This window comes from Lactobacillus nasalidis, from assembly GCF_016587775.1.
GTDB lineage: Bacteria > Bacillota > Bacilli > Lactobacillales > Lactobacillaceae > Lactobacillus > Lactobacillus nasalidis.
The window spans coordinates 1-8,964 of the sequence record NZ_BOCG01000638.1 but is presented as its reverse complement, the minus strand read 5'-3'; the positions used below and the strand labels follow the sequence as shown (position 1 = coordinate 8,964).

The 8,964-nt window shown below is 51.0% G+C and carries 11 protein-coding genes; 1 reads left to right on the top strand and 10 read right to left on the bottom strand.

Going from position 1 to position 8,964, the window contains the following annotated elements; translation table 11 throughout:
- Positions 1-72: 72 nt before the first annotated feature.
- From lacNas_RS12025 to lacNas_RS12005, 5 genes are all read right to left on the bottom strand, one after another.
- Positions 73-1,032, bottom strand: coding sequence for an FAD:protein FMN transferase (locus lacNas_RS12025; protein WP_201330413.1), 960 nt, complete (start codon positions 1,030-1,032; stop codon positions 73-75).
- Positions 1,033-1,042: 10 nt separating this feature from the next.
- A complete protein-coding gene (locus tag lacNas_RS12020) occupies positions 1,043-1,825 on the bottom strand; it encodes a tyrosine-protein phosphatase (protein WP_201330414.1) in 783 nt (260 codons plus the stop codon).
- A gap of 95 nt (positions 1,826-1,920) precedes the next feature.
- A complete protein-coding gene (locus tag lacNas_RS12015; RefSeq protein WP_201330415.1) occupies positions 1,921-2,469 on the bottom strand; it encodes an NADPH-dependent FMN reductase in 549 nt (182 codons plus the stop codon).
- 14 nt (positions 2,470-2,483) lie between these two features.
- Positions 2,484-3,023 carry an NAD(P)H-dependent oxidoreductase gene (locus lacNas_RS12010; RefSeq protein WP_201336304.1) on the bottom strand — a complete coding sequence of 180 codons (540 nt, stop codon included), beginning with the start codon at positions 3,021-3,023 and terminating at the stop codon, positions 2,484-2,486.
- 128 nt (positions 3,024-3,151) lie between these two features.
- Positions 3,152-3,703, bottom strand: a complete 552-nt coding sequence (locus lacNas_RS12005) for a TetR/AcrR family transcriptional regulator (protein WP_201331126.1) — start codon at positions 3,701-3,703, stop codon at positions 3,152-3,154.
- Between the two features lie 275 nt (positions 3,704-3,978).
- On the opposite strand from lacNas_RS12005, the gene lacNas_RS12000 reads away from it, so the two are divergent.
- Positions 3,979-5,379 (top strand): C69 family dipeptidase, encoded by a 1,401-nt coding sequence (locus lacNas_RS12000; RefSeq protein ID WP_201331125.1) that lies wholly within the window; start codon positions 3,979-3,981, stop codon positions 5,377-5,379.
- A 76-nt stretch (positions 5,380-5,455) separates the two neighbouring features.
- Here lacNas_RS12000 and lacNas_RS11995 read toward each other — a convergent pair whose 3' ends face one another.
- The 5 genes from lacNas_RS11995 to lacNas_RS11975 all read right to left on the bottom strand — a co-directional run bounded on the left by lacNas_RS11995 (position 5,456) and on the right by lacNas_RS11975 (position 8,683).
- Positions 5,456-5,917: a hypothetical protein gene (locus tag lacNas_RS11995; RefSeq protein ID WP_244660695.1), complete on the bottom strand. Its 462-nt coding sequence runs from the start codon at positions 5,915-5,917 to the stop codon at positions 5,456-5,458.
- Positions 5,901-6,563: an ABC transporter ATP-binding protein gene (locus lacNas_RS11990; protein ID WP_201331124.1), complete on the bottom strand. Its 663-nt coding sequence runs from the start codon at positions 6,561-6,563 to the stop codon at positions 5,901-5,903. The genes lacNas_RS11995 and lacNas_RS11990 overlap by 17 nt, the downstream gene beginning before the upstream one ends.
- A gap of 3 nt (positions 6,564-6,566) precedes the next feature.
- Positions 6,567-7,211: a hypothetical protein gene (locus tag lacNas_RS11985; RefSeq protein ID WP_201331123.1), complete on the bottom strand. Its 645-nt coding sequence runs from the start codon at positions 7,209-7,211 to the stop codon at positions 6,567-6,569.
- A complete protein-coding gene (locus lacNas_RS14355; protein ID WP_244661469.1) occupies positions 7,204-7,494 on the bottom strand; it encodes a hypothetical protein in 291 nt (96 codons plus the stop codon). The genes lacNas_RS11985 and lacNas_RS14355 overlap by 8 nt, the downstream gene beginning before the upstream one ends.
- 394 nt (positions 7,495-7,888) lie before the next feature.
- Positions 7,889-8,683 (bottom strand): hypothetical protein, encoded by a 795-nt coding sequence (locus tag lacNas_RS11975; RefSeq protein ID WP_201331121.1) that lies wholly within the window; start codon positions 8,681-8,683, stop codon positions 7,889-7,891.
- Positions 8,684-8,964: the final 281 nt, after the last annotated feature.

Genomic DNA, 8,964 nt, shown 5'->3' with positions numbered 1-8,964 from the left:
CTTCAGCGTCAGCCGGACCACGGCCTAGTAAAAAAGCAGCTTCACCAACTGGTGAGGCTGCTTTTGTTTTGCCTAATAGTTCAGGCCGACTTTTTCCACGCGCTCGTCGTTGTAGACGTAGACGGCACCCAGGCGCCGGCGGTTGACCCAGCCGGCAATCGGCTGGCCGGCGAAGAAGCAGCGCTTGCATTCGATCTCGGCGTCGACGGAATTCTTGGTGAAGGTCGTCACCCCGGCCAGGTCGGTTTCCACCGGGTAGCCGGTCCGCGAGTCGATCAAGTGGTGGTACTTGTGCCCGTCCACTTCCAAAAAGCGCTCGTAGGTCCCGCTGGTGACCACGGAGCATTCCGGGATCATCACGGCCGTGATGTTTTCCCCGCGCGGCTTCAAGGGGTCCTGGACGCCCACGGTCCACATGCCGCTGGCCCGCTTGGGACACGGGTTGACGAAGAGGACGTTGCCGCCCAAGTTGATGATGCCGGCTTCGACCCCGTAGGCCCGCCAGAGGTCGCGGATCCGGTCGGCCGTCCAGCCCTTGGCGATCCCGCCCAGGTCAAGCTCCATGCCTTCCTGCTTCAAAAAGACCGTGTGGTCGTCGTCATTTAATTCAACCTGCCAAGGGTCGATCAGCTTCATCTTTTCCTTGATTTCTTCATCGCTTGGCACGCGGGCGTCTTTGAAGCCGATGGACCAGAGCTTGACGACCGGGCCGATCAGGGCGTTGAAGCCGAAGTTTTCCCGGCTGGTCTTGACGGCCAGCTTGATCAGGCCGTAGACGCTGCTGGAGACCTGAACCGGGCCCTTGCCCGCCTGGTCGTTGACCCGGGTAACTTCTGAGAGCCCGTAGCGGGGGTCGTCCGGCTTGCGGTTGACCGTCAGCAGGTCTTCAAAGTGGTCGATCAAGGCAGTGGTCTGCTTCAGGATCCCTTCGGGGTCTTCCCGGGCCCCGTAGATCTGCAGGCTGATGTGGGTGCCCATGGCCTTGTGCTGGGCCATGACTTGATCGGTTGAAATGTATTTGATGATTCCCATTTTTTGTTCCTTACTTTTCTAGATACTTGGCCCGGAGCTGGTCCTGAAGGGCGGCCGTTACGCCCAATTGCTTGCTTATAAAGGCTTCCATGCCGCCGTATTCCTGGTCGATGGCGATCAAGGCGCTGTCCAGGTACTCGTTGCTGACAGTGCCCAGAGACCGGAGATTGGCCCGCTGCACCAGGCTTTCGCCGTTTTCGCGGGCTTCCTGGTCCCTTTTAGCCCGGTAGCCATTAAGATAGGGAGCTGACAGCAGGTAGTCCTGGCGGATGGTTTCCGGATCGACGCCTAAAATCGTCAGCAAAAAGACGGTCACCAGGCCTGTCCGGTCCTTGCCTTCTGAGCAGTGGTAGACCGTGCCGCCTTCAGCTTCAGCCAGGCAGGCCAGCACCCGGCCAAAAGCCGCCTGGGCGTGCTTTTCAGTCACCATCAGCCGGTAGCCTTCCACCATGTGCCTAAAACCAGCCAGCGGATCCAGGGAGTAGAGCCTGGCCAATTCCGCCAGGCTGGCCCCGGCCTTGGTCTGGTCCCGGTTGTTGATGGGGATGTTGACGTTCCGGATCCCGGCCAGCTGCTTGTCGGGCCGCTTGCAGCATTCTTGAGGAGACCGCAGGTCAATGATGGTCTTCACCCCGCGAGCGCGCAGGTAGTCGGCATCCTCGGCGCTGATGGCCGCGACCGTCCCGGTTCGCAGCAGCAAACCAGGCTTGATCTTCCTGCCGGCAAAAGCCGCGTATCCGCCTAAGTCCCGCGGGTTGCGGACTGTTTTCAAGGGTAAAAGCTCCTCTGCCATTTTTTCTCCTCCTTCGGTCAGTGTCTCCCTATAATTCTAAACCAAAACAAGGCGGAAGCGCCAAGCCACCGCCTTGTTTTTCAGTTATTTTCGTTTTATTTCTTAGCTTGTTCAACGAAAGCAAAGAAGGCAGCCATCACCTTGTCGAGCTGGGCGATTGAAGCTTCATCGACCAGTTCGCCGCTGTCCTTGTTGAAGCTGCTGTAAGCGCGGCCGATCAGCAATTCGTTGCCAGGCAGAACGTTGGCAGTCATGTCCGGTGAAAGCAGAATTTCCCGGGCATCTTCTTGGGCGCGGGAAGCACCCTGGCCGCCCAGGGAAACGCCAACCACGCAGACTGGCTTGTAGGCCATGACCTTGCTGCCAGCGTGGCTGCCCAGCCATTCCAGAGCGCTCTTCAAGGCAGCTGGAATGCCGTGGTCGTATTCTGGAGTAGCGATGATCAGGCCGTCAGCCTGGTCCACCTTTTCCCGCCAGGCAGCAACGCGGGCATCAGCCTGCCCTTCCTTGTAGAAGGCTGGCAGGTCGCCGATTTCAGCGACTTCGATTTCCGCCTTGTCTTCAAAGCGCTTGGCGATGAACTGGCAAAGCAAACGGTTAAAAGAAAAATCGGCATTAGTTCCGACAATAGCTAATAATTTCATTTGGAATCCCCCACTTACTTCGTGATCTGCGCGTACCAAGCATCGACTTCGTCAAAGAAATGATCCAGGAAGTCGACCGTACCGGAAACCTTCAAATCGCCGTTTTCGTCAAAGGCGTCAGCGGCGCCGCCCATCATGAACTCGTCGTCGTTGAAGACAACCGGGTGCAGGCCTGGGGAAGCCAGAATCGTCTTCAGCTTGGTCTGTGACCGCGCTGCCCCTTGAGCCAGAGGAGAAGTTGACACAACAACGACTGGCTTGCCGTTAAACGGGTGGGAGTTGGTTGAGAGCCATTCCAAGGCACTCTTCAAAGCACTGGTAACTGAGTGCTGTTGTTCAGGAGACCCGATCAAAACCAGGTCAGCAGCGGCAATCTGCCCGCTTAACTTGGCCACGTCTTCTGGGTCCTCCTGACCTTCCTTAAACATTGGCAACCCCTTCACGGTCGCGAATTCAAAATCATACTTGTCAGCAAAGTGCTTGCCAATGAACTTAAGGAGCAGCTCATTGTAAGACTTGTCTGCGTTTGATCCGCTAAGAGCTAAAACTTTCATAAAAACCACCTTTCAGATTTTCCATTACTGCCTTTATTATACCCAAATTAAAGGGATTACAGCAGGTTTCTTGTGAAAAAATTACAAGCATAGAAAGACCAAATCGATAGCAGGATTTTTTTAATCGTTTACAGCTTGTCAAACAGGCTTTCCAGCTGCCGTTTGATGATTCTGACGAACTCGTCCTGCTTGTAGTCGATGAGGCCGTCCACCAGCATCACGGCCAGGCCGTTGGTGATGATCCAGTTGAGGGCAATCACGCGCTTTTCCAGGTCAGCGTCAAAATCGCGCTGGTACTGCTCATGCAGCTTGCTCTTGCCCAGTTCGATCAGGGTATCGCGGATCAGCTGGTCGCCGAACTCGCCGTTTACGAAAATAGTAGAAAAAAGACTGCGGTGGTCGCGGGCAAATTCCAGATAGGACAGGTCAACGTCGTATAGGGGCTCACCAATAAACTTCTTCTGCAGGATTTCATCGCGCAAGGTGCACGAAACCCGCTTGAGGACCTCCTGGCGCAACCCCTTCATGTTCTTGAACTCCAGATAGATTGGCTGCGTTGAGAAGTGACCCGTCTGGGCGATGCTGCGGGCCGTCAGGTTCTCGATCCCGTCGGACAGGGCCTTCTTGTAGGCGATGTCCAATATTCGCTCCCGATCAATCTCTTTCCTTCTGGCCATCATTCACTCCACCTAATTTCATCATAATTTGTCAACACTTTTAATACTTGATTCCTAACAAAAATAGCATTCTTTGCGAATTATATTAGCTCGCACTAATGATTCGAGCTCTTTATCCTTATAAAAAACGCTTATTCGTGCTAATTAATATATTAGCACAATATTTAAAATGGGGCGTTTTTTTAGAAAAAAGTTAAGCTAATCATATCAGTTCCCTGCGGACGAAGCTGAAATAAGGTAAAATCTAAACAAGAGCAAATGGAGAAAAGAGGACAATTATGACAACACACGGACGTTCTTCCTGTACTTCGATTCTGATCGGGAAAAAGGCCAGCCTTGACGGCAGCGTGATTATTGGCCGCAACGAGGACTCGCGGACAGCCTGGCCCAAGCACCTGGCCTTCCATGAGCGGCAAACTGGAGCCCAGACTTTCAAATCACATGATAACAAGTTCACAATTGACTTGCCGGAGGAAGCCTTTGCATATTCATCCACTCCAGAATGGACGAAAAAGTACGGGCTTTTTGAAGAAGACGGAATCAATGAATATCACGTGGCCATGAGCGCTACGGAAAGCGCCTATGCCAACGAGCGGGTTTTGGCCATCGACCCCTTTGACGCTGAAAAGGGCCTTTTGGAAGAAGCCATGGTAACCATCGTTTTGCCTTACGTCAAGACGGCGCAAGAAGGGGTCAAGCGCTTGGGCGCGATCGTGGAAAAGTACGGGGCAGCTGAATCAAACGGGATTCTGTTTGCCGACAGAGACGAGGCCTGGTACTTGGAGATCGGGTCTGGCCACCACTGGGTTGCCCAGAGAATCCCGGACGACTCCTACACGGTAGTTGCCAACCAGCTGTCCATTCAAGAAGTCGACTTTTCCGATCCGGCCAACTTTCTTTATTCAGCCGGCCTGCAGGAATTCGTTTATGAAAACCAGCTTTGGCCACAGGAAGCCAAGTTCAACTGGCGGGAGATTTTTGGCACGAGAAGCGAGAGCGACCTGCACTACAACACCCCGCGGGTTTGGTACGGGCAGAAGCTGCTGACCCCATCAGTTAAGCAAGAGCCGCAGTCTTTTGACCTGCCATTTATCCAAAAGGCGGACCGGCCGCTCAGCGTCCAGGACGCCCAGACGGTGCTGGCCAGCCACTACAGCGACACGGAATATGACTTGACCAACCCGAAGAACGCGGGCCAGGCAAGCTTCCGGCCGATTGGGGTGGCGACGACCCAAGAATCCCACCTCTTGCAGCTTAAAGGCGAGGACATGTACCACTGGCTGGCAATGGGGGTTACGGCGCAGAGCGTCTACATCCCCTTCTTCCCGCAGGGGACCAAGGTGCCTTACATGTGGGGCAACGGCAAGGTCGACTACAGCCCGAACTCTGCCTACTGGATCTTTAAGTTGGCCGGGGTTCTGGTTGACCGGAACTGGGGCAAGTACGGCAAGGAACTGGCCAACGCTCAGACTGAAGCCAAGGAAAAGGTCCTGCACCTCCGCTATGAATACGACCAGAAGCTGCACGCCGACCCAAGCCAGGCCACGGCGATCGCGGATGAGGCCAATGCCAAGATGGCCAAGACGGTGACGGATATCTACAACAAGCTGATCAGCAGCTTGATTACCCAGCAGACTGGCGATTCTCCGCTCAGCTTCCAGATGGATCCGAACTTGTAAAAAAGCATATTAAAACAGGCGTGAAAGTGCACCATTGCTGCTTTCACGCCTGTTTTGTCGTTCTAAATTCTATTTTTTATTTCTGCAAGTCAAAATGATATTTGACGTACTTGCCTTTTTTCGGGTTGACGAGCAGGTAAAGGTATTGCTCATTGCCGTTTTTCAAGGCCTTGACCTGGACCTTGTTTACGCCGGATCGCAGGCGGCTAGTTGCTTGGCCATTGATTTTTAAAGAGTCGATCATGGTCGTTCCCTCTTTCAGTCCTTGATAAAGGTAGAAATCATTTCTGGACAGCTTCTGCCCAGTCTTGGCCTTAACGTAGATAGTTGCCAGGTAATTGCCGCCTTCAGTCTTGCCCTGCCCGCTTTTGACAGCCAGATTTTTGCTGATCTTGCTATAGGCAGTCTGACTGACTTCAGTTTGGGAGACCTGCAAGTTCTGGTAGACTTGGTCGATATGCTTTTTGCTTAGAAAAAGGCCCAGCAGGCACAAGAGCAAGATTGCAGAGAACCAGATTCCTTTATGCTTCAACTTCATGCTCTTGCTCCAATTCTTTGACAATCTTGCCTTCGCTGTAGACGAAGATGTGGTCGGCGACCCGGTTAAGGAAGTCCTTGTCGTGGCTGGAGACGAGGATGGTCTTGCCCTGGTCCTTCAGTTCCAGCAGGAGCCGGGCCAAAAAGTCCTGCCCGTCTTCATCGAGGGCATTGGTTGGCTCATCGAAAAGGAGGATCTGCTTATCGCCTAGGAGGGCGGCGGCGATCAAAAGCCGCTGCCGCATGCCCAAAGAATACTCTTTTAATTTCAAGGGATTGGCTGGATCCAGGCCTACCCGCTGCAAGATTGCCTCTGCCTGGCTGGTCTGGTCATCGTTTAGAACTTTGAGCAAGTTGAGGTTTTCCAGGCCGGTTTTGTCTTCCAGCAGACCGTATTCAGAAATCGCAAAGCCGGTGTCTGGGGCAAAGATGACGTCCTGGCGGATTTTTTTGCCCAAAACTTTGACAGTCCCGGCATTTGGCCGGATAAAGCCGAGGATAGTTTTGAAGGTCACGGACTTGCCTGACCCGTTGGGGCCTCTGAAGCCATAGATTTTGCCAGCATCAATGCTGAAGGAAATGTCATCAAGAGCAAGTTTGTTTTTAAAGCGCTTGGTGACATGGTCAACTTCTATAATTTTCGTCATTTTTTACTCCAAAGAAAAATCGATATATTTTATCATTCGGCTGAGAATCCAGGCTGCCAACAGGCAGAGGCAAGAACCAAGCAAGCCGTCCGCCCAGTGAGCTGAGTAGCGCAAATACATCAAGCTGGACAGAAAAGGCAGCTGGTTGACCAGAATCGCCACTATAAATGCTGCCGCGTACAGTCCCAGATCCAGCAAGGATGAGATAAAGAACTGCAAACTGGCGTACAAGGCAGTCAAGGCCAGAAAAATCAACAGCATCTCTAAAGAAAAGATTAGCGGCAAGCCGCCAAAAAGCTGCCAAGTCAGCCAAATCATGACCGTCAAGCTTGCATTCATAAAACAAATTGTAGCCAGATAACTGCCGGTAGGAACCCGACTAACGATTGGATAGTCCTTTAGGAAGAGCTCCCGGGGGCTGTCACCAATGATTAAAAAGACAGCCAGCATTATAAAGAGCCAGTCAAAAGGAAAGACGATTGCTCCTGGGACCTGCAAAACGCCGGAAAAGAGCCGAATCCCAGCCATCCCCTGCCAGCTTTTAAAGGTCAAAAGCAAGAGCATTGCCGGATAAACAATAAGAAAGCGGTACTTGATATTACGCCAGTACAGTTGCAAGTTTCTTGTTAATAAGGCCTTGTTAAGCATATTTGACCTCCTGGTAGAAGGCCCGGCTGGCCAGATAGTAGTAAAGCAAGAGGCCATAAGCCAAGTAGACTGCCGGAGCGGTCACGAAGAAGCCTTGGCCGGGAACGATTGCCAGACCATGATTTAAGAAAATAGACCAGCCCAGCCGGTCCAGGCAAAAGGCATCCAGCAAAAGAAAGGTTTCAATTGCCGCTCCAGCCCGCAATTTACCAGCCAGGAAGATCGCGGTCTCTAAAAAGAAGAGTAAGGCAAAAACGCCTAAATAATGTGCCAGTAAAAGCAAGAATTCTAAACCGATTTGTGAAGCTAGTGGTGCTTTCGTCACGAAAGCTGAGATCACGAAGCTGAGCAAAAAACTGCTGATGAGCAAGATGGTTTCAAGAATGGTATATATCAGCAAGTACTGCCGCAGCCGTTTTTTTAAAACTAAATAGAAAAATTCAACGCTTTGAGGGCGGCTGAAGAAAAGCAGGCTGCTGACTATCAGCAAAGGGGCAAGGAAATAAAGCTGGTTGTGAAGATTGCTGATAGTCAAACGGGCATTGCTTAAAGCAGGCGTGCCAGGCTCAACGATTTTTGCATTTGACAGAATCAAGATTGTGTAAACCCCTGTCCAGATCAGCACAAACAAGATACTTTTTATCGCCAGCAAAGTCCCGCTCTTTTGCCGCAAGTAGTTAACTAAAGACATGGCGTCTTACCCCATAAAGATAGATCAAGCTGAACAGAAGCGTCCCTAAAAGGAGCTCTGACAAAGCAACCGCTAAAGAAGGGATGTAAAGCGGGCAAACTGGTATGACAAAAAGGTTTGGCGAAAAAATTGCTAACATCGTTGCTGCTGAAAAGGCGTTACAAATTAACGACAACAGGAAGGCCATAGCTACATCAGTAAAATAATTGCTGATAAAGCAGGTTACAGCCAAAGAAATAGTAGCGGCCAAGCCCCCGGCAAGTCCTGCCAAGAATAGGTAGAAAGCTACGTGCAGCAAGGGATTTGAATAGTACAAACCAGCAAGATAGGTTAAATCTGACGTAACACCCGCGCTCATGTTCAGAACAGGATCTGGCTTCATATTAGGCAAGGTGCAGTAAAACAAGACAAAATCCAAAAGTAGTGGCAAAGATACTGTCAAAAAACCTGCTAAGAAACTGACTCCCAAGTGGGAAAAGCTGTACTTTGCAACCCCTTGTTCCTTAACCGCATACTTGATAAAGCCGCTTTTTAGATCTTGATAGAATAGCTGGTTGGCTGTTAAACAGGCTAATAGCGGCAACAAAGTATAATAAAAAGTTGTCATAGCGCCAGTATCATAGCCAATCCACCGTGTATACGGCGTGAAAAATACAGCGTTTCCATCTAGCTGTGGCTTAATTACGGAATAGTCAGAAATAAAATGAAAAAGTACAATTATTGTTCCTATTACTATCCCTATATACACTTTTGGCGACTTAAGTCGCTCTCTGATATACACAAATATCCTCCTCCATATTGAACAATTAATAATCAATGAAAATTATAGTCTAGTCATCTTTTGTTTACAAGTTAAGTTTTTTCGCCATCCTATCACAAACGCTAAAACAGGCGTGAACCTGCATCCCTGCTGCGTTCACGCCTGTTTTTGTTGTCTATTTAATGGTAGCTGATCGTCTGGACCGCTCTTTTGGCACTGATCTCCCTAAAGAAGACCGGCGCCGAGACCCCCTTGAGGATCTGGTCGTTGGTATAAGTCACGATCACCGTGTCATCATAGCC